34 protein-coding genes and 1 pseudogene are annotated in these 25,272 nt (G+C 58.3%); 11 read left to right on the top strand and 24 right to left on the bottom strand.

Annotation, left to right across the window (positions count from 1 at the left end; translation table 11 throughout):
- Positions 1–46 precede the first annotated feature (46 nt).
- The 8 genes from ACFC20_RS14820 (at position 47) to ACFC20_RS14855 (ending at position 8,406) form a co-directional block, all read left to right on the top strand.
- Entirely contained in the window at positions 47–595 is a 549-nt protein-coding gene (locus ACFC20_RS14820; protein WP_375193694.1) for a GNAT family N-acetyltransferase, read from the top strand.
- Positions 596–610: 15 nt separating this feature from the next.
- Positions 611–1,717: a histone deacetylase gene (locus ACFC20_RS14825; RefSeq protein ID WP_375193695.1), complete on the top strand. Its 1,107-nt coding sequence runs from the start codon at positions 611–613 to the stop codon at positions 1,715–1,717.
- A gap of 209 nt (positions 1,718–1,926) precedes the next feature.
- Complete coding sequence (locus ACFC20_RS14830; protein WP_375193724.1) at positions 1,927–2,580, top strand: ABC transporter ATP-binding protein; 654 nt, start codon at positions 1,927–1,929, stop codon at positions 2,578–2,580.
- Entirely contained in the window at positions 2,570–5,137 is a 2,568-nt protein-coding gene (locus ACFC20_RS14835; RefSeq protein WP_375193696.1) for an ABC transporter permease, read from the top strand. The genes ACFC20_RS14830 and ACFC20_RS14835 overlap by 11 nt, the downstream gene beginning before the upstream one ends.
- Before the next feature lie 299 nt (positions 5,138–5,436).
- Positions 5,437–6,255 carry a transporter substrate-binding domain-containing protein gene (locus ACFC20_RS14840; RefSeq protein WP_375193697.1) on the top strand — a complete coding sequence of 273 codons (819 nt, stop codon included), beginning with the start codon at positions 5,437–5,439 and terminating at the stop codon, positions 6,253–6,255.
- A gap of 113 nt (positions 6,256–6,368) precedes the next feature.
- On the top strand, positions 6,369–7,034 hold the full coding sequence (locus ACFC20_RS14845) for an amino acid ABC transporter permease (protein ID WP_375193698.1): 666 nt from the start codon (positions 6,369–6,371) through the stop codon (positions 7,032–7,034).
- Positions 7,034–7,687: an amino acid ABC transporter permease gene (locus tag ACFC20_RS14850; RefSeq protein WP_375193699.1), complete on the top strand. Its 654-nt coding sequence runs from the start codon at positions 7,034–7,036 to the stop codon at positions 7,685–7,687. The genes ACFC20_RS14845 and ACFC20_RS14850 overlap by 1 nt, the downstream gene beginning before the upstream one ends.
- Positions 7,684–8,406: an amino acid ABC transporter ATP-binding protein gene (locus ACFC20_RS14855; RefSeq protein ID WP_091984693.1), complete on the top strand. Its 723-nt coding sequence runs from the start codon at positions 7,684–7,686 to the stop codon at positions 8,404–8,406. The genes ACFC20_RS14850 and ACFC20_RS14855 overlap by 4 nt, the downstream gene beginning before the upstream one ends.
- Positions 8,407–8,503: 97 nt before the next feature.
- Here ACFC20_RS14855 and ACFC20_RS14860 read toward each other — a convergent pair whose 3' ends face one another.
- The 10 genes from ACFC20_RS14860 to ACFC20_RS14905 all read right to left on the bottom strand — a co-directional run bounded on the left by ACFC20_RS14860 (position 8,504) and on the right by ACFC20_RS14905 (position 13,864).
- Positions 8,504–9,649 carry an iron-containing alcohol dehydrogenase gene (locus tag ACFC20_RS14860; protein ID WP_375193700.1) on the bottom strand — a complete coding sequence of 382 codons (1,146 nt, stop codon included), beginning with the start codon at positions 9,647–9,649 and terminating at the stop codon, positions 8,504–8,506.
- Positions 9,650–9,709: 60 nt separating this feature from the next.
- Entirely contained in the window at positions 9,710–10,168 is a 459-nt protein-coding gene (locus tag ACFC20_RS14865; protein WP_375193701.1) for a hypothetical protein, read from the bottom strand.
- Between the two features lie 19 nt (positions 10,169–10,187).
- Positions 10,188–10,934 carry an SDR family oxidoreductase gene (locus ACFC20_RS14870; RefSeq protein ID WP_375193702.1) on the bottom strand — a complete coding sequence of 249 codons (747 nt, stop codon included), beginning with the start codon at positions 10,932–10,934 and terminating at the stop codon, positions 10,188–10,190.
- Between the two features lie 198 nt (positions 10,935–11,132).
- Entirely contained in the window at positions 11,133–11,465 is a 333-nt protein-coding gene (locus ACFC20_RS14875; protein WP_375193703.1) for a YnfA family protein, read from the bottom strand.
- Between the two features lie 17 nt (positions 11,466–11,482).
- Entirely contained in the window at positions 11,483–11,704 is a 222-nt protein-coding gene (locus ACFC20_RS14880) for a GDCCVxC domain-containing (seleno)protein (protein WP_375193704.1), read from the bottom strand.
- A 15-nt stretch (positions 11,705–11,719) separates the two neighbouring features.
- Entirely contained in the window at positions 11,720–12,154 is a 435-nt protein-coding gene (locus tag ACFC20_RS14885) for a GFA family protein (RefSeq protein ID WP_375193705.1), read from the bottom strand.
- Positions 12,155–12,197: 43 nt separating this feature from the next.
- Positions 12,198–12,848 carry a hypothetical protein gene (locus tag ACFC20_RS14890; protein WP_375193706.1) on the bottom strand — a complete coding sequence of 217 codons (651 nt, stop codon included), beginning with the start codon at positions 12,846–12,848 and terminating at the stop codon, positions 12,198–12,200.
- Between the two features lies 1 nt (position 12,849).
- On the bottom strand, positions 12,850–13,074 hold the full coding sequence (locus tag ACFC20_RS14895) for a ChaB family protein (protein ID WP_091984718.1): 225 nt from the start codon (positions 13,072–13,074) through the stop codon (positions 12,850–12,852).
- 19 nt (positions 13,075–13,093) lie between these two features.
- Positions 13,094–13,534 carry a methyltransferase family protein gene (locus ACFC20_RS14900; RefSeq protein ID WP_375193707.1) on the bottom strand — a complete coding sequence of 147 codons (441 nt, stop codon included), beginning with the start codon at positions 13,532–13,534 and terminating at the stop codon, positions 13,094–13,096.
- Positions 13,535–13,597: 63 nt separating this feature from the next.
- Entirely contained in the window at positions 13,598–13,864 is a 267-nt protein-coding gene (locus ACFC20_RS14905; RefSeq protein ID WP_375193708.1) for a DksA/TraR family C4-type zinc finger protein, read from the bottom strand.
- A 92-nt stretch (positions 13,865–13,956) separates the two neighbouring features.
- Here ACFC20_RS14905 and ACFC20_RS14910 point away from each other — a divergent pair, with 92 nt between their 5' ends.
- Positions 13,957–14,283 (top strand): thioredoxin family protein, encoded by a 327-nt coding sequence (locus ACFC20_RS14910; RefSeq protein WP_375193709.1) that lies wholly within the window; start codon positions 13,957–13,959, stop codon positions 14,281–14,283.
- Between the two features lie 37 nt (positions 14,284–14,320).
- Here ACFC20_RS14910 and ACFC20_RS14915 read toward each other — a convergent pair whose 3' ends face one another.
- The 7 genes and pseudogenes from ACFC20_RS14915 to ACFC20_RS14945 all read right to left on the bottom strand — a co-directional run bounded on the left by ACFC20_RS14915 (position 14,321) and on the right by ACFC20_RS14945 (position 18,393).
- Complete coding sequence (locus tag ACFC20_RS14915; protein ID WP_375193725.1) at positions 14,321–14,881, bottom strand: methyl-accepting chemotaxis protein; 561 nt, start codon at positions 14,879–14,881, stop codon at positions 14,321–14,323.
- Positions 14,855–15,628: pseudogene (locus ACFC20_RS14920) on the bottom strand (PAS domain-containing protein); the annotation flags it as partial. The pseudogene ACFC20_RS14920 and the gene ACFC20_RS14915, both read right to left, overlap by 27 nt.
- Before the next feature lie 137 nt (positions 15,629–15,765).
- Complete coding sequence (locus ACFC20_RS14925; RefSeq protein WP_375193710.1) at positions 15,766–16,251, bottom strand: acyl-CoA thioesterase; 486 nt, start codon at positions 16,249–16,251, stop codon at positions 15,766–15,768.
- A gap of 82 nt (positions 16,252–16,333) precedes the next feature.
- On the bottom strand, positions 16,334–17,275 hold the full coding sequence (locus tag ACFC20_RS14930) for a zinc-binding dehydrogenase (protein WP_375193711.1): 942 nt from the start codon (positions 17,273–17,275) through the stop codon (positions 16,334–16,336).
- Positions 17,272–17,592: a DUF2834 domain-containing protein gene (locus ACFC20_RS14935; RefSeq protein ID WP_375193712.1), complete on the bottom strand. Its 321-nt coding sequence runs from the start codon at positions 17,590–17,592 to the stop codon at positions 17,272–17,274. Before ACFC20_RS14935 ends, ACFC20_RS14930 begins: the two co-directional genes overlap by 4 nt.
- Positions 17,593–17,642: 50 nt before the next feature.
- A complete protein-coding gene (locus ACFC20_RS14940) occupies positions 17,643–18,041 on the bottom strand; it encodes a GFA family protein (RefSeq protein WP_375193713.1) in 399 nt (132 codons plus the stop codon).
- 61 nt (positions 18,042–18,102) lie between these two features.
- Positions 18,103–18,393 (bottom strand): DUF1330 domain-containing protein, encoded by a 291-nt coding sequence (locus ACFC20_RS14945; RefSeq protein ID WP_375193714.1) that lies wholly within the window; start codon positions 18,391–18,393, stop codon positions 18,103–18,105.
- 131 nt (positions 18,394–18,524) lie between these two features.
- Here ACFC20_RS14945 and ACFC20_RS14950 point away from each other — a divergent pair, with 131 nt between their 5' ends.
- On the top strand, positions 18,525–18,944 hold the full coding sequence (locus ACFC20_RS14950; protein WP_375193715.1) for a DUF2267 domain-containing protein: 420 nt from the start codon (positions 18,525–18,527) through the stop codon (positions 18,942–18,944).
- 90 nt (positions 18,945–19,034) lie between these two features.
- Here ACFC20_RS14950 and ACFC20_RS14955 read toward each other — a convergent pair whose 3' ends face one another.
- The 6 genes from ACFC20_RS14955 to ACFC20_RS14980 form a co-directional block, all read right to left on the bottom strand.
- Positions 19,035–19,829, bottom strand: a complete 795-nt coding sequence (locus tag ACFC20_RS14955; RefSeq protein WP_375193716.1) for an SDR family NAD(P)-dependent oxidoreductase — start codon at positions 19,827–19,829, stop codon at positions 19,035–19,037.
- Complete coding sequence (locus tag ACFC20_RS14960) at positions 19,826–20,323, bottom strand: nucleoside deaminase (protein WP_375193717.1); 498 nt, start codon at positions 20,321–20,323, stop codon at positions 19,826–19,828. The genes ACFC20_RS14955 and ACFC20_RS14960 overlap by 4 nt, the downstream gene beginning before the upstream one ends.
- A gap of 131 nt (positions 20,324–20,454) precedes the next feature.
- Positions 20,455–20,844, bottom strand: a complete 390-nt coding sequence (locus ACFC20_RS14965; RefSeq protein WP_375193718.1) for a VOC family protein — start codon at positions 20,842–20,844, stop codon at positions 20,455–20,457.
- A gap of 260 nt (positions 20,845–21,104) precedes the next feature.
- Positions 21,105–21,578 carry a GNAT family N-acetyltransferase gene (locus ACFC20_RS14970; RefSeq protein WP_375193719.1) on the bottom strand — a complete coding sequence of 158 codons (474 nt, stop codon included), beginning with the start codon at positions 21,576–21,578 and terminating at the stop codon, positions 21,105–21,107.
- Between the two features lie 66 nt (positions 21,579–21,644).
- Positions 21,645–21,962 (bottom strand): antibiotic biosynthesis monooxygenase family protein, encoded by a 318-nt coding sequence (locus ACFC20_RS14975; RefSeq protein WP_375193720.1) that lies wholly within the window; start codon positions 21,960–21,962, stop codon positions 21,645–21,647.
- Positions 21,963–22,549: 587 nt separating this feature from the next.
- Positions 22,550–23,305 (bottom strand): DUF4145 domain-containing protein, encoded by a 756-nt coding sequence (locus ACFC20_RS14980; RefSeq protein ID WP_375193721.1) that lies wholly within the window; start codon positions 23,303–23,305, stop codon positions 22,550–22,552.
- A gap of 145 nt (positions 23,306–23,450) precedes the next feature.
- On the opposite strand from ACFC20_RS14980, the gene ACFC20_RS14985 reads away from it, so the two are divergent.
- On the top strand, positions 23,451–24,767 hold the full coding sequence (locus tag ACFC20_RS14985) for an IS1380 family transposase (protein WP_375193722.1): 1,317 nt from the start codon (positions 23,451–23,453) through the stop codon (positions 24,765–24,767).
- Between the two features lie 292 nt (positions 24,768–25,059).
- Here ACFC20_RS14985 and ACFC20_RS14990 read toward each other — a convergent pair.
- The coding region (locus tag ACFC20_RS14990) for a hypothetical protein (protein ID WP_375193723.1) at positions 25,060–25,272 on the bottom strand (213 nt) is incomplete at its 5' end.

The raw sequence follows: 25,272 nt of genomic DNA on the forward strand, positions 1-25,272 counted from the left end.
GCGACTAAGCTTTCAGTTAGTCCAAGTTTTGCCTGGAGAGCCCTGCATGTCCGGAAAGCGATCGGACAACCGAAAAGACTTCATCATCCGGGAAGCCCGGGAAGGGGACCTCCCCGAGCTAGTGGGTTTTCTTGCCAAGCTCGCCCTGCATGTGTCGGGCGCGCCTCCGCACGAGCTCAAGCAAAGTGAATACAAGCGGCTGCTGAGAACCCTGCATTCCGCACTGGACGACCCCAACAAGCGGCTGGTGGTGGCAGAAAACCGCACAGCCGGGCTGGTTGGCATGGGGTATGTCTACATCTGGCGAAGCCAGGGCATCTGGGAGCAGTCGGAGCCCGTGGAGTTCAAGTCGGGGATCATTGATGATGTCTGGGTAGAGCCCGAGTTCCGGAAAATGGGCATCTTCCGGGCTCTGCTGCGTGATCTGGTCGCGTTTGCTGAAGCGCACCACGCCGCCGAACTGATCCTCGAATATTCCACCTCCAACAAGGAAGCCAAGGCTGCCTGGACCCGCCTGGGGTTCAAACCCACCGGGGTGCGGGCGGCCGCGTTTACATCCGCCGTTAAACAGGCGCTTGCGGATAACCACCCCTGAGAAAGGAAACCGGCCATGATCGGCGATCGCAGTGTCAATGTGTTCTACGATGAAATCATGCTTGGGCATAACCCGGAAGTGGACCTGCCGTTTGTGCCCAGTCGCGTGGAGAAGCGTGTACGGACCATACTCGAGGGTCTGGACTTCAAATGGAGCTACCCGGAGCACCCGGGCCGCATCAGCGCGGTCAAGGACTACCTCGATGAAAACCCCATTGCCGGGGTGCAGTTTTGCAGCGGCGCCGAGGCTGCCACCTACGAGCAACTGGCCCGGGTTCACACCACCTCTTACCTGGACCACATCTTTTCCCTGGCCGGCAAACGGGCATGGCTCGACAAGGACACCACGGCGGTATCGCCCGACAGTATCCGGGCCGCAACCGCAGCCGCCGGTAACGCCATTGCCGCCGTGGAAAGTGTGGTGAACGGTGAGTGCCAGAGCGCGTTTGCCCTGATTCGGCCACCAGGGCATCACGCTGAACCGGTGCGTGCGCGGGGTTTCTGCCTGCTCAACAACGTCGCCATCGCCGCAGCCCACGCCCAGGCCAAGCTCGGGTGTGAACGGATCCTGATCATCGACTGGGATGCCCACCATGGCAACGGAACCCAGGACATCTTCTGGGCCGACCCGGACGTGCTGTTTTTCGATACTCACTGCGCGGCGCCGTTTTACCCGGGGTCGGGGCATCTGGAGGAAGTGGGGGAAGGCCTTGGAGAGGGCTATACCATCAACGTGCCGCTGCCTGAAACAGCCGGGGATGTCGCCTTTGAGCGGGCGTTTCGCGACATCCTGGTGCCGGCCGCGGATTACTTCAAGCCGGATCTGGTGCTGGTGTCCGCCGGCTTCGACCCCCACCGCAACGATCTGGCCATGAATCTCACCTACAACGGCTTCAAGATGCTCACCGGCATTGTGCAGGAGGTGGCCGAGACCCATGCCGACGGACGCCTTGCGTTGGTTCTTGAAGGGGGTTACAGCCTGAGTTCACTGTCCCGGGGCGTGCACGCGGTGCTTGAGGTACTGGCCGGAGGGGACGTGCCGGAAGTGCGGGAGATCGGTGTTGCGGAAGTGGAGGAGGCCGCAGAGTTCCACCGCTCGGCGTTCAGTGACGATAATGAATGATTGCAGCCAGTTCCAGAGCCCAGAATCTGGGCCATTCTCCTCAATCCCTTAACCGTCCCCAAGACATCTACCGCGGCGTCGTGGAGTGGGTACAGTCATGAACTGCGTGTGCCTCCGGATGCACCACTTGCGAAAAAGGCTCGTAGTTTAGTTCAGGCTTTCCCGGAAACACACAGGCAGAAGGAACGACCGTGTCCACCCGCGTACAAATGAACGACATTTTTCTGGAGTACCCGACCGAATCCGGCAAGGTCGCGGTGCTCAATAAGGCTTCGCTCACCGTGCCGCCGGGGGACACACTGGCGATTACCGGTCCCTCGGGCAGTGGTAAAACCTCGCTCCTGCTGCTGCTTTCGGGGCTGCAACGCCCAACCAGCGGTGAAATCGTGGTCGGCGATCAGCGCCTGGGTGACATGGATGCCAACGCATTGGCGGACTGGCGTAGCGAATACCTGGGCATTATTTTCCAGTCTTTCCATCTGCTGCCGGGACTCACGGCCCTCGGCAACGTGAGCCTGCCGCTTGAGATAGCGGGCGCGGAGCACCCCCGCGAACAGGCCCTCGACATGCTCGAAGCCGTGGGACTGAGTCATCGGCTGCAGCATTACCCGAGCCAGCTGTCGGGCGGGGAGCAACAGCGTGTCGCCATCGCCAGAGCACTGGTACACAGGCCGAGCCTGCTGCTTGGTGACGAACCCACCGGGAATCTGGACCGGGAGACCGGCGAGAAAGTGTTGTCGCTGCTGTTTGATCTGCACAAGGACAGCCAATCCACGTTGGTGCTGGTAACCCACGATGAACGGGTAGCCGAGCGTTGCCAGCACCGGGTACGCATGGACGCTGGGTGTCTTCATGAAGCCTAGCGCCTCCCGCAAACCGGCCTGGATGCTGCGATTTGCCATCGCTGATCTGCGCTCGCGCATCTCGGCGCTCAGGGTGTTTCTGGCCTGTCTGATTCTTGGGGTTACCCTGGTGGCGGCCACCGCCAGTCTGTACCGAGTGATCGAGCAGAGCCTGCTGGCCGATACCCGCGCTCTTCTTGGCGGCGACGTGGAACTGGAAGCCAGCGAAGCGCTCCCGCCAGAGGTGCGAGACTGGATTGAGGCCACGGGCCGTCTCTCGCTGGTTCGGGAATTCGACACGATTGTCTCCGGCAGTGACGGCGAAGGCTTTTTCCGTGCGGAAATCCTGGTGCCAGACGATGCCTATCCGCTTTACGGTGAGCTGGAGCTGAGCCCGAACCAGTCGCGGCAACAGTTGACCGCGAAAAACAATGGGCAGTGGGGCGCCTTGATCGACCCGCTGCTGGCCGAGCGGCTGGGGCAGGGCGTTGGCGACGACATCCAGATTGGCGCTGCGATCTTTCGCATCACCGGGCTGATTCAGGCACAACCCGACAGAAGCCTGAACGCCAACTGGCGTGGCTTGCCCGTCATCATTGCCAGCGAAGCGGTAGACGCCACCGGCCTGATTCGTCCTGGCAGCCGGGTGGATTACGAGTACCGGATACAGACCAACCGCAACCTCGAGGACTGGCTCCAGGCCTTTGAACAGGCCTTTCCTGATGCCCGCTGGGAGATAACCACCTTTGCTGAACGCAGCGAGCGGATTTCCGAGCGGCTGGACCAGATTGCCACTGCGCTCATTCTGATTGCCTTCACCACTCTGTTCATCGGCGGGTTGGGCGTGGCCAACAGCATTCATGCCTATCTCGACGAAAAACTGGGCACCATCGCCACCCTGCAGACTCTGGGCCTGCGCCGGAAGCCGCTGGTGTGCATTTACCTGTTGCAGATTGGCATTCTGGGCACGCTGGCCGGGCTGATTGGCGGCGGTATCGGGCTGGGGCTGTCGTCCGTGGCGCTCCACGTGGCTGGCGATGCGTTCACCGCAGGCGGTTCGGCGGGTGCGGCAAATGTGCTCTCGCTCTGGGTTATACCCTTGCTGTTAAGCTGGGTGTTCGCCGTGCTGACGGCCTACGTGTTTGCATTGCCGGCCCTGGCGCGAGCGCTGGCTGCGCCGCCGGCAGGTCTGTTCCGGGGCCAGGTGGAGGCGGCACCCAACGAGCCCCGTAGCTGGCGACGGGCGAGTTACGGCCTGCTGGCGTTTTACATCACAGCAACGCTTCTGTGGCTGCCTTCGCCGCATCTGGGGTTTCTGTTTCTGTTGGCGGTGATGGTTCTCTGGGCTCTGCTGGAAGGCCTGATCAAGGGGCTGCGAAAAGGCGCCAAGGCCCTCGAAACGGCAGGTTTTGCCGACGGGAAGTTCACCCGCAGGCTTGCCCTGGCGAACCTGCACCGGCCCGACTCGCCCCTGCGGGCCACGCTGCTGTCGCTGGGCACAGCCCTGACTCTTGTTGTGGCCTGCACCCTGATGGTGACCACGCTGTTGCGCGCGCTGGAGACCACCATACCCGAGCAGGCGCCCGCGCTGATTCTGTACGAGGTGTTCCCGGATCAGCGGCAACCGCTACGGACAGGGCTTGCGCAACTGGATAGTACCAGCCAGACCGAGCTGTTACCGCTGGTGCGGTCGCGACTGTCGACCATCAACCAGCAACCCATTGCCCGGGTACTGGCCGACGACGCCGATGCCCGGCGCGAGGCTATGGGAGATGAATACAAGCTCAGTTACCTGTCGGGAAATCCGGAGGGCCTTGAGCTGGTGGAGGGCAACTGGTGGACTGAACCCGCGCCACGCGGACAGCCGGCGTTCATGGCCATGGAAGACCGGGAGGCCTACCAGCTTGGCCTCGGGATTGGCGACCAGGTGACGTTTACCGCGCAGGACAAGACTATTACCGCGGAAATTCGCGCCATTTACCGGCAAAAGGGGCTGCAGACGCGCTTCTGGTTTGAGGGCATTCTGCAGGATGGCGCCCTGGACGGACTCATCAGTCTGAACGTGGGCGCGGTTTATCAGAGTGACGAGGCGGCGAAGCAATCCCAGCGCTGGCTTGCGCAAAACCTGCCGAACGTCATCACGCTCCGCACAGCCGACTGGTTGGCGACAGCCGGCAATCTCCTGAACAAGGCGGCAGCAGGACTGGCCGCAGTGGCGTCTGTGAGCCTGTTGGCAAGTCTGTTGGTGCTTTCCAGTGTGGTAAGCGTAAGCCGGCGACGACAGTTATACGAGGCCAACCTTCTGCACTGCCTGGGTGCCCGGCACGAGACCATCCGCACCTCCCTGCTACTGGAGACCTGTTTGCTCACCCTCCTGGCCACGGTGTTTGCCACTGGCCTGGGCGCGCTGATTGCATTGCCGCTGGCGGATCAGGTGCTGAAACTGCCAGCCGCCGATCTGTGGTGGCTGGGCATGCTTGTTGCGGGCACGGTCAGTGCTCTGGCCCTGCTGGGCGGGCTGTTGCCAACCCTCAAGGCCATGCGCCTGAATCCGGCCGTTTTACTGCGGGAAGGCTAGTTTTGCGGCCAGGATTGGGGCCTGCCATGCAGGTGCTGGAAAACACAGGGAAATCGGCAATTTATATGATTAATGCAATATTTTTTTGATCTTACTGGCTGGAATTCGTCGTTTTGGTTCGTGAAATCGTTTTGTGATGGCAAAATTTAGGAAAATTCACTACGCATTTGCCTATTTCAAGACATTTTACTAAAACTTCTGGGGTAGCATTTATACGTATGCTTTCTGCACATAGCGCGTGATGTGTAGGCATATCGGTCAGAAACCTTTCGCCCACAAAAGAAAAAGAGAGAAACACTATGATTCGCAAACTTGCACCGCTGGTATTTGCTTGTGCTGCAGCCGCTCCAATCAACGCAACAGCCGACCAGCTGGATACCGTGATTCAGCGTGGCACGCTGAACTGTGGCGTGGTTCTTGATTTCCCACCCATGGGCTATTTTGACGAAAACAACAACCCGGCCGGGTTCGATGTGGATTACTGCAACGACCTGGGCGAGGCGCTTGGCGTGGACGTGAACGTGCTCAACCTCACCTGGGGTGAGCGGATTCCCTCTCTGGTTTCCGGCAAGACTGACGTGGTTATTGGCTCCACCTCCGATACTCTCGAACGCGCCAAGACCGTAGGCTTCACCTACCCGTACTTCGTTTTCAAATTCCAGGTGATTGCTCACGAAGACAAGAACATTCAGTCCTTCGAGGACCTGAAGAACCTGAAGGTTGGCGCCGCGCTCGGCACCACCTACGAAACCGAGTACCTGGCCTACGCAGAGCAGCAGGGCTGGGGCAAGGACAACTACACTTCCTTCAAGTCCGAGAACGATGCCTACCTCGGCCTTTACCAGGGCAAGGTAGACGCCATCATCTCCACCAACACCAACATTGCCACCAAACTGCGCAGTGAAGAATTCGAAGACTTCGTGGCCGGCCCCTACGTGCCCAACTACGACGACGTTGTTGGCATCATTGCCAAGCGTGATGAGGTGGCCTGGATCAACTACCTGAACCTGTTCCTGGTGCGTCAGATTCGTGATGGCAACATGAACGAAGCCTACAACAAGCACTTTGGCACCGATGTACCTGCCGATCTGATCAAAACCCTGAGAGACAACAAGTAAGCAACGGGCGACAGGGCGGCTGCCGATCGGGCGGTCGCCCCGAAGTATTGATGCCAGCGCCGCCGTGGCGGGCTGGTGGTCGAGTTTCCTTCCATTCATAAAATGGCAAAGGTATGGACTACGAATTTCACTGGAACGTTGTGTTCCAGAACATGCCCCAGTTGCTGAACGGCGCCTTCGTTACCCTGCACGTTTCCGTTCTCGCCATGCTCCTGGGCATTGTCATCGCCATCCTCCTGGCGATTGCCAAAATGAACAACACCAAGTTCTTCAGCCAGGTCGCGACGGTGTGGGTTGAAATTGCCCGGAACACGCCGGCCCTGTTCCAGATCTACATGGCGTATTTCGGCCTGGGGGCATTTGGCATACACCTCAGTCCCTATGCGGCGGTTCTCAGTGCGCTGGTATTCATCAACGCCGGTTATCTCACGGAAACTTTCCGTGGCGGCTTCCAGTCAATTCCGAGCACCCAGTACAGTGCGTCCAAATCCCTGGGCATGACCAGCTTTCAGTGCTACTGGCACATTATCCTTCCGCAGATGCTGCGCCGTATCTATCACCCGATGACCAACCAGTTCGTGTGGTCGATCCTGATGAGCTCGCTGGGCATTCTGGTGGGCATGAGCGAGCTGTCTGGTACCACCCAGCGGTTGCAGTCACTGAGCTTCCGGACTCTTGAGTTCTTCATTGTGGCGGCGGTTATGTATTTCATCATCACCAAGCTGGTGCTGTTTGGTTCATCGCTTCTGGCGCGCAGACTCTTCAAGGGGGAAATCTGATGGGATCTCTATTCACACCCCTGTCCTGGAGCGATAGCGGCCTGATCCTGACGGGTGTCTGGAACACGGTCATCATCTCGGTACTGGCCATCGTTGTGGGCACCGTGCTGGGCCTGATCGTGGGTTTTGCCCGGGCTGAGAGTAATCGATGGGTGAACATGCTGTTTGGCGGCGTGCTGGACGTGCTCCGGAGCGTGCCGCTGATCATCCAGCTCATTCTGTTCTCCACCTTCATGGGTGCCGCCGGGAGCCCGCTGGCGCCGTTCGTAGCGGGGTCCATCGTGCTCTCGCTGTACACCATGGCCTTCATGAGCGAGGTATTCCGCGGCGGCTTCGAGAGCGTGAGCCCGTCCATGCAGACAGCGGCCCGTTCCCTGGGCATGACCAAGTGGCAGACCATCTATCACATCCGGCTGCCCATCGGCCTGCGTGCGGTGTTCCCGTCCTGGCTGGGCGTTTCCCTGAGTGTGATCAAGGATTCGGCCCTGGTGTCAGTGATCGGCTATATGGAACTGCTGCGCACCTCGGAGCAACTGATTTCAAGAACCCAGCAGCCGCTCGAGATACTCATCGGCGTTGGTATCTTCTACTTCATTATTTCGTACCCGCTGTCCTACTACGGCCGGTATGTTGAGAGGAAAATGGCAATATGATCAGCGTCCAGAATGTCCACAAATCCTTTGGCGATCTTGAAGTCCTGAAAGGCGTCAGCCTGGATGTGCAGAAGGGCGAGGTAGTGAGCGTTATCGGGGGCTCTGGTAGCGGCAAATCCACCCTGCTTTACTGCATCAACGCCATTGAAACCATCAACAGCGGCAAGATCCTGGTTGACGACGTGGATGTCCACGCCAGGGACACCAACAAGGACAAGCTGCGCCAGAAGCTGGGTATGGTTTTCCAGCAGTGGAATTCCTTCCCACACATGACAGTGCTGGAAAACGCGGCGCTGGCGCCCCGGATCGTCAAGAAGATGAGCAAGGAAGAGGCGATGGAGATCGCCAAGAAGGAGCTGGAGCACGTTGGCCTGGGGGACAAGCTGGATGTGTACCCAACCAAGATGTCCGGCGGCCAGCAGCAGCGCCTGGCGATTGCCCGTGCCATGGCCATGAGGCCGGATTACATGCTCCTGGATGAGGTTACTTCGGCCCTGGACCCGGAGCTCGTGGGCGAGGTGCTCGACACCTTGCGCATGCTGGCAGAAGACGGCATGACCATGATCTGTGTGACCCATGAAATGGGTTTCGCGCGGGATGTTTCCGACCGGGTGGCGTACTTCCACCAGGGCGTGATTGCCGAGATCGGCGAAGCCAGGCAGGTGATTACCGATCCCCAGAATCCGCTGACCCAGAAGTTCCTTTCCAAGGTGCGTTAACCGATTCAAAGAAAGTCGCCACGGCCGTGGCGCTGGTTGGAGGAGTCGTTGGACCCGCTTCTCCAACCATTTTTTCCTATCCCTTGTGCGTTTCCGCCTAGCCCATCGATTGGCGTATGACGCCCTCCACAGCCTCCCGAGCCAGTACCACCGGGTTGGCCTTCATGGAGGATGAGCTGGCCGCTGCGTCCGCTGCCGCAACCACCTGTTCTTCAGTCACGCCAAGGGTTGCCAGGCCGGGCAGGCCGTTCTCGTCAATCCAGTCGCGGAACACCGTCAAAGCCTGCCCTGGCGAAGTTTCGAAAGCCTCGGCAATCCACCCGACCACCCGATCAATCCTTGCCCGCTGCTCGTCTGTTTCGGCGTGGTCGCGATTTACGGCAATGCCTGCCGGAAGGAGGGCGCCACAAATGGCGCCGTGGGGTGCCCCAATGAGCCCGCCTAAAGGCCCGGCAATACCGTGCACCACGCCCAGTCCCGAGTTGGCGAGGGCCAGGCCGCCAAACAGGCTGACATGGGCCATGGTATCCCGGGCGTCTTCCGATTCGCTCGCCATAAGCTGTTTGAGGGCCTGCAAGCCACGTGGAATGGCTTCAATGCACAGCATGTCGGTAAACGGCGTGGCCCGGGAAGAAAGGTACGGCTCAATCACCTGGGTGACCGCATCCAGGCCCGAGTGCAACGTGACAGACCTGGGGCAGTGGTCAGTCAGCGCGGGGTCTACCAGGGCCAGGTCTGGCAACAGACGGTTATCCCGGAGACTGACCTTCCGTTGAGCCTGCGGGATATCCACTACGGCGTTCCTGGTGACTTCGGCACCGGTGCCCGAGGTGGTTGGCACCAGAATCAGTGGCAGCCGGTCAGCTTTGAGAGGCAAGCCTTTGCCCACCACCTCCAGGTGATCCATCAGCCCGGAGGGACTGGGCAGCATGGCCGCCAGCACTTTGGCTGAGTCCATCACAGAACCGCCACCAATGCCCAGAACCAGATCCACGCCAAGGCTTTTGCCCGCAGCGATGGCGGCAGAGAGCGTATCAAGATCCGGCTCCTTGCCAATGGACAGGGTCTGGACCACTTCAATGTCGGCCAGCGACTGGAATACCGGGCTCAGTCGCTCAGGACTGCGGCCATGAACCACCAGTGCCCGTCGGCCCATCCGGCTGGCACGTTCGTTCAGTTCGGCCATCCGGCCGCGACCGAAAACAATTTCTGCTGGCGTGAGGACATTGAAGGCGGGTGTCATCGTGATTCCTCGATCTGAAAGCGATTAGTGTACAAAAAGCCTGTGCTCGGGGCCCTGCTCTCAGTTGCGGCCCGCAAGCACCTGATAGATACGATAGGCGGCTGCTTCTCCGCCCAGTCTGTCCGGCATTAATTCACCGGGTTCGGCCTGCCTGAAGGATTCCAGCTGGTCTGCGGGCAAGTGGCTTTCTGACCAGTATTCCAGAAGCTCCAATACCCGCTTTTCGTCGTTGCTCCGGAAACCGGGCCAGTAGACGTAGGGCACCAGATCCGGATTGCGAATGAAGAACAGGGCGGTCTGGTCAGGGTCGTTGGTTACGTCGCCCCGCAGCCCGAAGGTGAAGCGGTGCCCGGCACTGCCTTGGAAGGTGACGATCAGGCTGTTGTCCTGTTCGATAAAGCGCGCGTCTTCCACCGCGATGGGTTCCACCAGTTCGGGCACCGAGGTGATGTAATACTGAAAGCCGAGGAAGGCGAGCAGCACTGCAATCAGTGCTGCCAGAGCAAGGGATTTGAACATTGAGCAGGATCCGAACCGGTTACATGGCCCTGGCAAACAGGCCAAAGGGCAGGGATTTGATGACATAGCTCAGCGGCGTCCAGGGCCACCAGGGTACGTAGGCGCGGCGTTTTTCCGATTCGATGGCTTTCACCAGCGCTTTGACGCCAGTTTCCAGATCCACCCTGAAAGGCGCATTCTTGGTGTCCCGGTTGATGTCGGTGAGGATGTAACCGGGCAGGATGTTGCTCACGTTGATGGGCTTGCCTTTGGTGTCGAGCTGAAGGCCCTCGGCCAGGGAAGCTACGGCGGCCTTGGTTGCAGCGTAAACGTTGAGAGGACCCCGGAAACCACGCACGCCACTCACCGAGGACATCAACACGAGGTGACCGCTGTTCTGCTCACGGAAGATTTCCATGGCCGCCTCGCTCTGGGCGATGGCGGCTACGAAGTTGGTTTCAGCTGTCTTTCGGTTAGCTTCAAACTGTCCGCGGCCAATGGGCTGTGAGCTGCCGATTCCGGCGTTGACAACCACCCGGTCGAGGCTGCCCAACTCCTCGCGGAAGCCACGAAATACGTCGAATACCTGCTCGTAATCGCACACGTCCAGACCGCGCACCAGTACCCGGATGTTCGGGTGGGCCTGTTGGAGTTCCCGCTGCAGGGCTTCCAGTTTGTCTGCCCGACGGGCGCACAGGGCCAGGTTACAGCCCTTGGCCGCCCATTCGCGGGCCATGCCCTCGCCAAGGCCGGTGCTGGCGCCGGTAATCAGAATGTTTTTCCGCATGTGGTACCCCTGGTCCATCGAATCGAAAGTGCCCAGACTACCACGATTGTCCGGGATTGGAATTGGCGGAAAAACAGCCCGTTACCGGCGCTTCTGCGTTATTCCACCGTCACGGTAATTTTTTTGGAGACGAACGCCGGTTGGTGGGGCACGTGGGCATGGTTGCCCAGTAACAGTTGCAGGATACCTGCCAGGAAGTCAGGAAGCCCGCGGCGCGAACATGATGATCGCCATACCTAGCAGTGCCACTCCGGAGCCCACAAGATCCCAGACGGTTGGCCGGATACCGTCGATGGCCCAGAGCCAGAGAATGGCCATGAAAATATAAACGCCGCCATAGGCTGCATACACCCGGCCGGCTGCGGTGGGGTGCAGGGACAATAGCCAGGCGAAGGCGGCCAGGCTCAGGGCACCTGGCACCAGCAGCCAGATACTCTTGCCCTCACGAAGCCAAAGATAGGGCAGGTAGCAGCCGACGATTTCAGCAAGTGCTGTGACGAGAAATAGCCCAACGGTTTTCAATTCAGGCAAAACGGCTTCCTCCGGTCTCACTCTGGCGGCGCACAACAATCGGTGCCTTGCTGAATGGGTGGGCAGGGTACGGTGCCATAGGAGCAGAAAACGCAGCAGTCGCCCGACTTGGGTTTCAGCAAGCGTCCGCAGGACTCGCACTCGTAAAAGTACTGGCAGCTATCCGTGGGCATGGTCTCCGTTTTCTGGTGACCACAATGTGGGCAGGTGAGGGTGGATTCCAAAGTGATGTTGGTCATTCCTCTGCTCTCCTGTTAGTGCGCAGGTTGCTTTAGCGCCTCTTCCAGCATTTCAAGGCTCTCTGGCCCTGCTTCCAGCCGCAGGCAATGTTGCGCATCATGTTCCCATAATGCCGCCGACCCGAGGTGCAGATGCACTGTGACCAACGCCTCGAACGACTCGTCGAGCAGACCGGCAGGCACCCAGACCAGCTCCTTGCCTCTTAGAGGATTGGGCACCGGGCTGCCGCAGGCAGAACAGAAGTCGCTGCGATAGCCGGTGGACTTCTGAAATGACGAAATCTTCTGCTGGCCGGAAAGCCAACGAAAGCGTGTGCTTGGCACAAAAGTGGCGGCATTGGCTGCTGATCCCGTTGCCTTTCTGCAAAGGGAGCAATGGCACTGGTAAAGGTTAGGGAGGTTGCCCTCGATCTCAAATGCAACGTCCCCGCACAGGCATTCGCCTTTCATGGAGTTATCCTTGGTTCGCTCACAGTCGGAAGCTGATGGGACACTAGTCTATCGCACAAAGATCCGATGGCGCCCGGTCAATCTTATGAATAGTCGAGGTTTTACCGGCAATGGGTACGATGAGAAACCCTGTGCCGGCGAAGGCTGTTGACTGGCTGATACGACCCTGGCCAGACGCATCCAGCCCAAGTTCGGTGGCGCTTGTCGCGAGCCCAATAAACGGATTGCCGGGTTCCCGGGCGCCCGAGGCCAGGAAGTCGCGATTCAGCTCAATGCGTCCGTCCCTGAAATAAAAGTGTTTGCCTTCCTCGAACCGCGATTCCTGTAAAACGGCGTTGTCCAGAATGGCCGAAGCGATCAGGCTTGAGCCACTGCCGCTTCGAATGGCCACCGCCTCCGGCAGGGATTCTGCCGGGAACTGTCCGGGCCAGAGGATGGAAGTCAGGTACACGGGTGACGAGCCGTCAGCCGGACTGCTGCAGTTTTTATAGCAGCCGGCGAAGGCCTCAAGCTTAGCGACGGACGCGAAACCGGTGTCGTTTTCTGGCGCCTGAGTTGTAGAACAGCCGGACAACGCCAGCAAAAGTAAAAGAAACAAGGCTTGTTTCATGACATTCCACCAGGCCTCGAGCGGTTTCTGTAAGAATAGACCGCATCTGGTTTTCAGGGCAGCAAGCCTGGTCAGATCAATCATTTCACGATTTCACCCACCGATCGCCTTCCTTGTGGTATTCCTTCTTCACCGCCGCCCAGGCCACCTTGTGGGCCGTTTCCTCCCGGCTGGCGTTATCGCGTCGGTCTTCCGGGTCCTCGTATTCGTCCCAAGCGGAATTGAAGGCCTTACGGTAGATTTCCTGAGCCTTCTCCGGCAGGTTGTTACGAACACTGGAGGGTAATTCAGTGTTGCGATGATAGGGCATTGGTCTACCTCCTTCGTTGTTAGATCCAACGACGTACCCGCTGCATGTAGGCCGTGAATTCCTCTCCGAAGATTTCCCCGAGCGCTTGCTCCTCCGGAGCTATCTGGAACCGGTTCATATACGCGACAAAGAAAGGAACGCCGAGCAGCGCCCAGGCGGACGCAAGGAACACGGCCCAGGCCGCGAGCACAAGGGCAAAACCCACGTACATGGGATTGCGCGAATAGCGGTACACCCCGGAGCTGACCAGTGCAGAACTTGCCTCGGGTTTGCGAGGATCCACGGTGGTTTTTGAAGCCCGGAAGGCCATTACTCCGGAGATAGCAAACACAATGCCCAGCAGGAACAGGATACCTGCGATTGCCAGCCGAAGTGTTTCACCCACATCAACGCGAGGGGCAGAGACCGCGACAAGCCACATAACCAATCCCACGATCAGCACCAGTGCGACCGGGGGCACGCGCTTTTCCAACAGGTTTGCTTTCACGATTAAACGGTTCTCAAAGATGGTGGCACCAGCGAGTCAGCGAAGCTGGCTATCCTTACTGCCACGACGGTTAATGCCGCTTGAACGGCCATTTTTCTTCTCATGGGCCGACTGACAGTCAATGCACAACCGGACACCGGGAATGGCCTTGCGCCGGGCCTCGGGAATCCTGGCGCCGCACTCGTCACATTCCCTGGCGCTCTCGCCTTTGGCCAGCTGGCTGCGAGCGCGCCGGATTTCATCCTCAACACTTGCATCAATCTGTTCCTGAACCGCACCATCACGGGACCATCCACCTGCCATGAGCCCTCCGGAATCTGGATGACGGAAACCACTCAACGGTATCATTCGAACGTGGGCGCTCAAAGATAGCCGACAACCAACAAGGAAACACCATGTCGTACATCAGCCAATATACACCTGAAACGCTGAGCCGTGACGAGTTGGATCAGACCCAAGGCCCGATGGTAGTGGAATTCGGCACCAACTGGTGCGGGATCTGCCGGGGGGCACAGACGGATATAAAAGCCGCCCTGGACGACCACCCGAGTGTTGCGCACCTGAAGGTTGAGGATGGCAAAGGCCGCAGGTTAGGGCGGACCTTTGGTGTAAAGCTCTGGCCAACGCTGGTTTTCCTGCGGGACGGGCAGGAGATTGCCCGGGTGGTGCGGCCGCAGGGGCGACAGGCTATTGATGAGCAACTAGAGAAACTTCTGGGCTAGACCGCCGCGCGGTGGTTCCGGTTGATCCAGCCGTTTGTCATTTCTGATCCATGCAACGTACGGCGCCCGTGAGCTTCAGAACAGCCTCCTCAAGGGCCTTGACGCCTGCTGCAACGATGCCGATACGTTCCTTTTCCTCGTTCGAGCTCTCGCGGATGGAGCTCATCTGAGCGTAAATCGATTCAATCAGCCCCGAGTTCTGGTCCACAACGCCGGTAATCTCATTCGTGGCTTCGGCCGTGCGAGAGGCCAGTTTGCGAACCTCGTCGGCCACCACGGCGAATCCCCGACCGGCTTCGCCGGCACGCGCCGCCTCAATCGCGGCGTTCAAGGCCAACAGGTTGGTTTGGGAGGCAATGTCCGCGATGGTGGACACGATTTTCTTGATGCTTCGTGACTGGTCGTTGAGCCGCTCGCTGACGCCGCCTGCCTGTTCAATTTTCTCGCCAATGGTATTGGACGAGTCAACCGCACTATCCAGGGCGTGTCGGGCACTGGCGGTAATCTCTGCGGTCTCATCGGAGGTTTCAGCGGCCAGGTGTGCCGTGGCATGGAACGACTCAAGGCGCGCGGTGATGTCAGTGGCAAACTTGATCACCTTGTAGACCTTGCCCTCGCTATTGAAAATCGGGTTGTAAGTGGCTTCCACCCAGATTCGCTGGCCGGCGCTGTTGCGCCTTTCAAATTGTCCACTGAAGAACTCGCCAGCGGCAAGGTGGCGCCAGAAGTTCGGGTTATCCTTGTAGAACTCCTCCTCACAGAACAGGCGGTGATGCTTACCCCTTATTTGTTCGAGGCTGTAGCCCATGGTTTTGAGGAAGTTTTCGTTGGCCCAGCGGATGGTGCCGTCCGGTTCGAACTCAATGACCGCCAATGAGCGATTCAGGGCAGAGATCTGGGCCTCCCGGTCCGCCAGGGCTTCTTTTTCTGCGGTGACATCCGAGGCGATCTTGATCACCTTCACCACCTGTCCTGAATCATTCTTCACGGGGAAGTAGGATGCCTGCAACCAGCACCGGCGCCCCTCCCGATTTACCCGTTCAAAGGTACCGCGATGGGCCTCGCCCGCAGCGAGGGTTTCCCAGAAGGATTGGTAACCGGCGCTGCGGACGTACTCCTTGGTGCAAAACATGCGGTGATGCTGGCCCACAACCTCCTCACGCCGGTAGCCGACCATCGAGAGAAAGAGGTCATTGGCGTTGAGGATGCGGCCCTCGGGGGTAAACTCGATAGAGCCAATGTGGTCCCGGATAGCTTGCAGGTCCTGAGACAGTCCGTTCCGCTCCTGCTGAAGGCTGCTGATTTCATGCAGCGCCGCCTGGCGCCTGTTTGCGGCAAAGAGCATTGTCTGTCCCCCAGGGTAACCTTGCCATTTGAAATCAGTATTGCCCTGATATCAGAGAAAACAAATTGATATTGGTAACCAAATGTGTGGGAGCATTGCCACCTGTTTCCCTGATCGATTCCTTCTTCGGCTAACCTCTATCCGTTTTTGCGATGTAACGCCTTATAGCGTTCCTCAAGCTCAGCTCGAATCGCCCGGCGCTCCTTGCCGTTCGCAAAGCGCCGGATCTGATCGTCGGTGCGGGGCACCAGCTCTGGCACCTCCACCGCTTTGCCGTTGTCACCCACCGCCACCATGGTGAAAAAGCAACTGTTGCTGTGCCGCACCAGCTTGTCACGGATGTTTTCGGTGACGACCTTGATGCCGATCTCCATGGAGGTTCGGCCGGTGTAGTTCACGCTGGCCAGAAAGGTGACCAGCTCGCCCACATGGATGGGTTGCAGAAACATCACCTGATCCACCGAGAGAGTCACCACATAGGTGCCCGCGTACCGGCTGGCGCAGGCGTAGGCCACCTCATCCAGGTACTTCAGCAGGGTGCCACCGTGCACGTTGCCGGAGAAATTGGCTTTGTCCGGCGTCATCAGCACGGTCATGCTCAGGCTTGTTGAATTGGGTTCCATGGCGCTTCTCTGGTGGTTTGCTATCCAGTATAGGCGCCAGTCTGGCTGATGGTGGCAGTAATTATGCAGACAGCGGCACCGCTCAGCGTTGCGGCCGAAGTGCTGACTTCACGGGTTCAAAATTGCCATTTGAATAGGCTTGAAGTTCTGCGAAAACCTCATCAAATGAGAGGTTCCGGACCCAGTCCGAATGACACCCACTAGCCAGCTCCATGGCTTTCATGAACTGTTCCCGGGAGAACACGAACGAGCCGATCAGCGTTTTCTGCTCCCGTATCAGGCGCGAAAAATCCACACTCAGTGACTGCGACGCAAAACCCAGAAAAACGGCCTTTCCTCCCTTCCGGGTGCGCTGAAGGCATGCCGTTCGGGATTGCTCGCTGCCAACCGTATCGAAAACAACGTCGAACCCGGTGTTGAACCCGCGCGCAACTTCGCTGGCGCCCAGCGCCAAAGCCGCTTCGAGCCGGGTCGGCGATGGATCGGAAACGGCCACGGACGCGCAGCCGTGGTGACGTGCCGCGGCCGCCAACCCCAAACCCAGTGAACCCGCCCCGATAATCAAGACAGAATCCGTGGGTTTGGGTTGCGCTCGTTCCCACGCATTGACGGAGTTGGCGAAAGGCTCAATAAACGAGGCCTGCTCCCAGCTGAGCACTGAGGGCAGGGTAATAAGGGCCGACTCTGGAACCGCGACCTGCTCGGCAAAGCCTCCCGGTCTCTGAACGCCAATCAGAGACCATTCATTGCAGAGTTGATGCCGATTTTGATGACAAGAATCGCAGCGCCCACAGCCGGATAAAGGAAAAACCGCAACGCGTTCCCCTGAGGACGTTGCGCCACAAAGGCCATGACCCATGATGTTCGGGAGAGGTCGGAGCCCCGGATCTTGAATGGCGGCAAGTTCACTGCCGCCGATTCCGGTGATCTCTACATCGAGAACCACCTCGCCCGTCGATGGTTTCGGCGCAGGCACGGATTCAATAGTAAGTGCTTGTGGGCCCTTCAGTAGAAGCGCTTTCATTCGGCTTCGCCCACGGGCGCCCGTCCTTGCCTTAACGCCAGATAAAGCAACGGCCCTGCGGACACAAACACGGCGGTCACCACGAAAAACGGAAGCAGATAACCCAATCCCATACCACGGCGCTTCGCATCCTGGTACATCCAGATGCAAGCCAGCGCCGCGAGAATGTAGAGATCAATAACAACCTGCGCGGTATTGGGGCTGGACATCAGTTGGGCGCCGAAGGCGAGAAGCGATTGGTCTGCGCCAGCCATGACCCAGAACGTGAAGCCCATGAATAGACAGAGCACGATGAGGGGAAGCGCTGATACTCTCATAATCTTCCTTGATTTGGTTCTACAAAATTCAAAGGCCTCGGGTTGCGGCCTCAGGGATTTTCCGTGTACTGGGGCAGATCGTCGGTGATCTCAAACCAGGGAGCTTTGTTGCCCACGTATACATGCCGCTCCGGTTTAACGCCCGGATCCGTATCGAGGGTGCCCATGGGGAATCCAAGCACTTCCGGATGAGCATCAAATTTCGTGTAAAGGCTGGAGCCGCAGTTGGAGCAGAAGGCCTTGTGTTCGCCGGGGGACGACTCGTAGAAGGTGAGCAGTGCCTCACCTTGCACCGTGTGCCAGTCTGCCGACTTTACCTTTGCGCGGGTCCGGAAAGCGGATGCGTGAAGTTTGCGGCACATGGTGCAATGGCAGTTCAGGACATCGGTCAGTGGACCATGGATCTCGTATTTGACGCCGCCACAGAGGCAACTGCCGGTTTGGGTCATTGAGTCATCTCCTTTTTGTTCTCTGATGGCGGACAGAGGCCCGGGTCCGCAAGTTGTTTATCTATTCGTCGCCCTCAAAACTCACCAGATCCACATCCGCCGCTTCTTTACGCAACGGAACCAGTGCCTGATAGGCCGGGGAGTTGTGCCAGCCGGCGACGGCATCCATATCGGGAAAGCGGATAACCACCGTATCTGTGTGCCGGTACTGGCCGCTCAGCGCCTTCGCCTGGTTGCCCCGAAGCACCAGTTCCGCGCCCCAGGGTACCAGCGTTGCCGGCACCTGGCTGCGGTATTCTGCCCATTTTTCAGGATCTTTCACGGTGATGTTGCCAATCACATAGGCCGTCATTGTGGTTCTCCAGTCACTGTGTGAATCATTCGATGGCCCAAGCCGCGAGCCTTCGGTTCTTGAAACGAGAGTATATGACCTCAGGGACTCAGGTAAGCATTCATCAATTCGTTCGCAAGAAGGAGGTCTTGATGCAATCCAGCATCGACATCGTTGATCAGAACGTAAAGACCATCAACACCTGGCTCAAGGACATCTCGACTGAGCTGGACGCCATCAGTGAAGAGGAGGCATGGGCGCGACTGAAAGCCGTGCTGCAAACCCTCAGAGACCGCATTACGGTCAACGAAGCGGCCGATTTTGCCGCCCAGTTACCGATCCTTGCCCGGGGGCTGTTCTTCGAAGGCTGGAAGCCTGCGGAAACGCCGCACAAGTGGCGGGACAGGGAGCAATACCTGGAGGCCTTCGAGCAGACCATCGAAGGTGATGTGGACGCCGAGAAAACCCTGAAAGCTGTGTTGAAAGTGCTCGATCGCCACCTCGACAGCAACGAGCTGGCCGAGGTCAAGAAAATGCATCCGAAGGAAGTCTGGGACCTGTGGCCCCAGTAATCAGGGTTTTTGAGAAAGCCGGTGTTTCTCGGGGGGAATAGGCTCTTCCTCCGCTGTTTCGCAAGGATTGCCTATTCCCGCCTTTGTCCGTCAGGCAATCGAATCGACGACACCACCATCCACCCGCAGTGCAGCGCCGGTAGTGGCTGATGACAGGGGAGAGGCCACATAAACCACCAGGTTGGCAACCTCGTCCACTTCCGCCGGGCGCTGGATGATGGAGCTGGGCCGCTCGGCTCTCACGAAGTCGATGGCGGTGTCCTGGAGGCTCTTGCCGGATTTCTCCGCAGCTCCCTTCAGCATGCCTTGCACACCCTCGGACATAGTTGGCCCGGGCAGTACAGCATTGACGGTGACGCCGGTACCGGCCATGCGCTTCGCAAGACCCCGAGACACCGACAGATTGGCAGTCTTGGTAAAGCCGTAGTGGATCATATCGGCCGGGATATTCAGGCCGGATTCGGACGAGATGAAAATCACCCGACCCCAGCCTTTCTTTTCCATGCCCGGCAGGTACGCCCGCGACAGGCGCACGCCAGACATCACATTGACGTCGAAAAAGTGCTGCCAGTCATCATCCGGGGTGTCAAAGAAGTCCTGCGGGCCGAACAGACCGACATTGTTTACCAGGATATCGGCGCTCGGCTCGGCATCCACCAACGCCTGACAGCCCTCGGCCGTTCCCAGGTCGGCAGCGACCCCGCGAACGGTTGCGTTGGGCGCACTCTCGCGAACTTCGGCCACAGCGGCATCCACGTTCGACTGCTTGCGACCGTTGACCACAACCGTGGCGCCAGATCCGGCCAGCCCCTTGGCAATGGCCAGGCCGATGCCCTGGGTGGAACCGGTGACTATGGCCGTTTTACCGGTGAGTTCAATGTTCATCGTAGACCTCCTTCGTGCTTTCTCAGCCAGGCCTGAAAAGGCGCCGCCGAGTTCTCGATTTCAATGTGACACAACCCCAGCAGTTCTGGGTTTACGGGGTGAATTTGCCCGTACAGCTGCTCGGCAATGTTGCCATCGGCAAAGCCGGCCCGATTGGCCGTTTCCTGGGGTGCGGCGTACACGATGCGGGGAATGCGAGCCCAGTGGGCCGCCGCCAGGCACATCGGGCAGGGTTCGCAGCTGGCGTACAGTGTGGCTTCCGGCAGGTGGGCGTTACCCAGCGCCTGGCCGGCAAGCCGTATGGCAGCGACCTCCGCGTGGGCGGTGGCGTCGCAATCCTGCTTCGCCCGGTTGCCCGCCCGGGCAATCACCCGGCCGTTGTGAACCACCACTGCGCCGAACGGGGCGCCGCCCTGGTCGACGGAGTCGAGGGCCAGTTGAACCGCTTCCTGCAGAAAGGCGTGGTCGGTGTCGTCACTGCGGGGTTCGCTCACGTTTGGCCTCCGGTTGGGTTTGGAGCTTGCTGGATGAAAGATAGAACCGTTCTGGTTCAGTCGCGACTTACGCTCGTTCGGATAAAACCAGATCTGTCCCGGGCTTCACACAGATCCGGGCTTCACCTACATCACGGGAACGAGAAAAGATTGACAAGTAACCCGTTCGGGTCGGCCACCATAAACCGCCTCATCCCGAATTCCTCAGTGCACAGGTCTTGAGCCAGCTCGAAACCACGGGCTTTGACGGCAGCACAGGCGGCGTCAACGTCCTCGACCTGTACCGACAGGATGACGCCTTGTGCCGGGTGCTGGAAAGGCCGTGGTGTGAACTCATGATCAAGGCGCATGATACCGATCTGCAGCTCCGGCCTTTCGGGAGAGGCCATCTGGATGTACCAGCCCTGGTGCTCAAAGCCAACAACAAAGCCCAGCAACTCCTTGTAGAAATCGCGAGTGTCTTCCATTTTCTCCGTACAGATGTTCGGCAGAAGTCTCGTAACAGCGATGCTTTCCGTCATTCGTCACCCCTTCAGATCAGGTCTCGATGCGTGTTGATTAACTTGGGGGAACGTAGAACAGATTCGGCCGCCTTGCTAAGAGGCCGGCCACTTTTACTTTCTGGACCTGCCTTCAACAAGAACAGCCTGCTGCCATTTGCCGGGCTTCTTGTCGGTACGGTGAACGCAGCCGGGCCAGAATATATAACGCAAGGGCTCCGTCTGAAACCGCAGTGCAGCGCCGTATCGGTCGCTGAGCAGCCAGCTTCCGGAATCAAGCATTATTCGTTCTGACTCAGGCACCGAGCCATGGCGAACCTCTGTAGCTGAACGCCATCGCGCTCGACGGTCTGAGCTTCCACCACCGAGAAACCCCGGGATTCAAAAAACGGACGGGCTTCGAGACTGGCATCTGTTGTCAGCGTTCGGACGCCTTTGCCAAGAAGGCGTTCTACGGCAGCCTCGTAGAGCAACGATGCGACGCCTCGGCGGGAGAACGCCGGCGCAGTGAAAAGAAACTCAATGTGACCGTTGGAGGTGAAAGAGATAAAGCCCGCCATGGTGTCATCGGATTCCGCGATTAAGGTTTCCACCTTTGCCAGCCGGGATCGCCACTGCTCCATGTCCGGAGCTTCCGGCGCCCATGCGGCCCGTTGCTCTGGCGTATAGCTGCGGGCCGCGAGCTGATGGACCGAATCGGTGAACAGGGAAACGATGGAGGGCAGGTCGGTTTCGGTGGCGGGTCTGAGGCTCAAAGGCTGGTTCATACAACACTTATTTCAAAAATAGATGTGGATCGGGATGACCCTTCAACTGGCTGGTTAAATGCCGTACTCACGCTCTACCCTCGCAATACGAACCCGAAAGGTGGAGTACCATTTTCGGTGGCCCAATCGCTGAGCCTCTCGATGCTCGGCGTTCTGTTTCCAATTGGTGATGGACTCCAAGCTTTCCCAATAGGATACGGTGATACCCAAATCCTCCCGGACAGACTCCATACCCAAGAAGCCCGGTTGGGTTGCCGCCAACTCAACCATCCTCTCTGCCATTTCCCCGTAACCATTGTCGCCCCCGGTGCGATGGCTACTGAAAATAACCGCGTAATACGGCGGCTCAGGAGTTTTGGCTATCTCTGACATAGATTCCTCCAGGCATTAACGCCAATATTCAGCGGCGGCCTTTTCGTAGCGAAGCGGAGAAAAGGCCGTCCGGTGGAGGCCCGCAAGGGCCGGAAAACACCGCAATAACTGCTTAGGAATCAGTACATAAAACTTGTGGCACAAAAGAGGCATTTAAATGCTCCAGATTCTGAGCGCTCGACATTCGTTGTCCTGCACGTCGGGCAAGCCTGTGCCTTCGTTTGAGATTCAGATTGGGTTCCTAATAAATCTTTGAGAGTGGGCCGGTCGTCGCTCGCGTGGTAAGCCCCTTGATACCCAAATGGATCTTTGCCGAAGAGCGCAAAGTACACTGCTGGGTCTACGTAGACGTGACGATTGGTTCTACAGCCAACGGTCCTGCCGCGAACAATCAAATGCCTCCCCGCGGGACTCATTCCGAGCCGCTTCGCATACTCAGCGTATTTGTGTTGACCAACTTGAACAAACCCTATTGGTGGATGACCCATGGAAATTCCTAACGCCGCCAGCATGCGCGGCTTTGTAGTGGAGGCGAAGCCGCAACGAGAAAGGCGTCGCCGTGCCTGGCCTGGTTATGTGATGCCTGGTCACTCAGGAGCATCTTTACGGTCCCGCTCCTGAATGTGCTGCTTGGTATCATCGGGAACAAGGTCTGTATAAAGAAGCTCAAGTTCCTTTGGCTTCGTAATCATTTCATTGGCTATGAAATTAATGACATGGAAAAGCTTTAAAGCGACATCGGGGCTATCGTCGATGTCAATTTTGCCCGGATGAACTGCATTGTTACCAACGACGCGCAGCAGATCCAATGCCTGCTGGATTTTTGGGCTTAATCCCTCTGAGACCAATTCTTTAATATCAGTGTTGATGTTTTTGCCAGACTTCCCCAGTTGTTTGAGAAGTATTTGCAGGGCCAGTCTCAGTAAGGCCGCAGCTCCGCGAGGAGAATCCGTAACAATCGTTGCAGCCTCGAAGTACAGTGACCTGATATCCTCGTTCATATCCTCGTTCGGTGGATCAACCGAAACATGCTTCGGATAAACTAGGTCATTTTCTGCCCATAACGTGAATCCACCACAAGATGCACAGGTGGCGACCGAGAAGTTCCTCGGGACAAAATCCTGCATGTGCCTGTCGTTTGCCACTTGGAGACTTTTTAGAAACTCTGTTATCACGTCTTGCTGGAAGTGCTGAATTCTAGCCCTGTAGCTGTAAAAAACCTCATTTGAAATTGCATTTGCGGCCTCGCTCGCTGAGCTCACATCGAACCATCGTTGTTGAGATACAACTTGGCAGTGAGGGCACTTAAACTTGTCGCTGCCTAACTTTGGCAAAAACTCCACGACGAACTCCTAATTTTTTGCACATAACGTTTGCCTGAATCCGTGACTTCAACGAGCTGAAGCCACGCTCAAAGCCTGCAATAACAGGGCCTTGAACGATATAATAGCCCCTGACATCCATTCACCCAGTCAGTGCTTTCGGCTCATGCGTAACTTCACTCTCCAGCAATCCCGAACCGAAGTCTATACACCCAACGGCGGGCTGGCCCTGGTCGGTCATTGCCTGAACCGGCATACATCGCTTGCCAAGACTGCCCGCACCGTCGCCAAGCGGCACGGTATCCCGAACATTGAACTGATCCGGACCTACCTTGGCCTGATCACGCTGGGCAAGAGTGACTTCGAGGCGGCCGAGCCGGTCCGAACCGATCCGTTCTTCAAGTCCGCCTTGGGGATCAAGCAGTCTCCGTCTTCCGCTCGGTTGCGCCAGCGGTTTGATGAAGACGCCAAGGGCCTGACGCCCCTGTTGAACGATGCCAGTGTCGAGTTTCTTCAGTCCGTCGACGCCCCGGTGTCACCTCTGGCGATGGGCCACGTTGCCCTGGATATGGATGTCTTTCCCATGGACAACAGCCAGACCCATAAGGAGGGTGTCAGCTACACCTACAAGGGCTATGACGGCTATGCGCCTCTGGCCGCCTACCTGGGACAGGAAGGCTGGTGCCTGGGATGCGAACTACGCCCTGGCAGTCAGCACGCCAACAAGGGGTTTCTCGACACCCTCAAACGGGTGTTGCCCCGGGCTCGGTCACTGACGGACAAGCCCATTTTGTTGCGCCTGGATAGTGCGCACGATGCCCGTGCCAATCGCGATTTCTTGGGTGAGCAGGACCAGGTCGACTTCCTGATCAAGTGGAATCCTCGCAAGGAGGATCCACTCGTCTGGGCGGACAAGGCTCAGGCCCGGAAAGCCTGGTCACTGGAGCGCGACGGCAAGATGGAAGCGGTTCTGTCGGAAGCGATGCCGGACGAACCCGGTCTGCGTCGCATCGTGAAGGTCACCGTTCGCACCAGCGACGCCGAGGGCCAGTTGTATCTCGAACCGGAAGTCAGCCTCGAAGGCTGGGTGACCTCGTTGCCAGCCGAGGTGGCCAATGAGCAACAAGTCATGGCGCTTTACAGCGATCACGCCACCAGTGAGCAGTTCCACAGTGAATTCAAAACCGACCTGGATCTGGAGCGACTGCCGTCCGGCAAGTTCGACACCAACAACCTGGTCATGGTCTTCGCAACGATGGGTTACAACGTGTTGCGCTGGATGGGCCTGAGACTGACCGGCCCGGATGCCCCCGTGCGCCACCCAGCCAAGCGTCGTCGCCTGAGAACCGTGATGCAGGAAATCATGACCATGGCCTGCCGCCTGGTGCACAGTGGCCGTCAGTGGATCCTGAGATTTGGCCGACACTGTCCAGGCTTTACGGTTTACCGCGATCTTTATCGGGGCCTTGCCTCCGCTGGGTAGGCCAACTCAATAACGGACAAAAACGGATGTCTCCCGGACCATAAACCGGGCCGGCCTGCTATTGTCTGAACTCTGTCGGCCGGTTGTTTATTGATCAATCTCGGGCTATCGGTCGCTTCCGCTCATTGCACCCTGACCTCAAAATCGGAATCCCACCAGGTTCTCGCCCTTTATTGGCGCAGAGGGTGACATGACGGGTATATTGGCGAGCGGAGTCACTGATTCAGGCCTGAATCAGTGACTTTGCAGGCCAGTATACTCCGCAAAGCGCCATCGGCGCTAACGGGAGCCATCACTTGGTCAAAAGCAGGTTGATAATGCCGGAACGTGCAGTCTGACGTCGATCAGCGGCCAAATTTGGGCGCGTTTTGATCAACTTCTGGTCGTCAGGCAATAGCGGGTTGCCCCGGGCTGGTTTTCCGGGTGGCTTTAAGGTAGCGGCTGTTGTCGGAGAGTTATGGTGATTTCTGGTGTATGGAAGCAGGTTGAAGGGGTGGCGTATCCT

It is taken from the genome of Marinobacter sp., from assembly GCF_041984545.1.
Lineage (GTDB): Bacteria > Pseudomonadota > Gammaproteobacteria > Pseudomonadales > Oleiphilaceae > Marinobacter.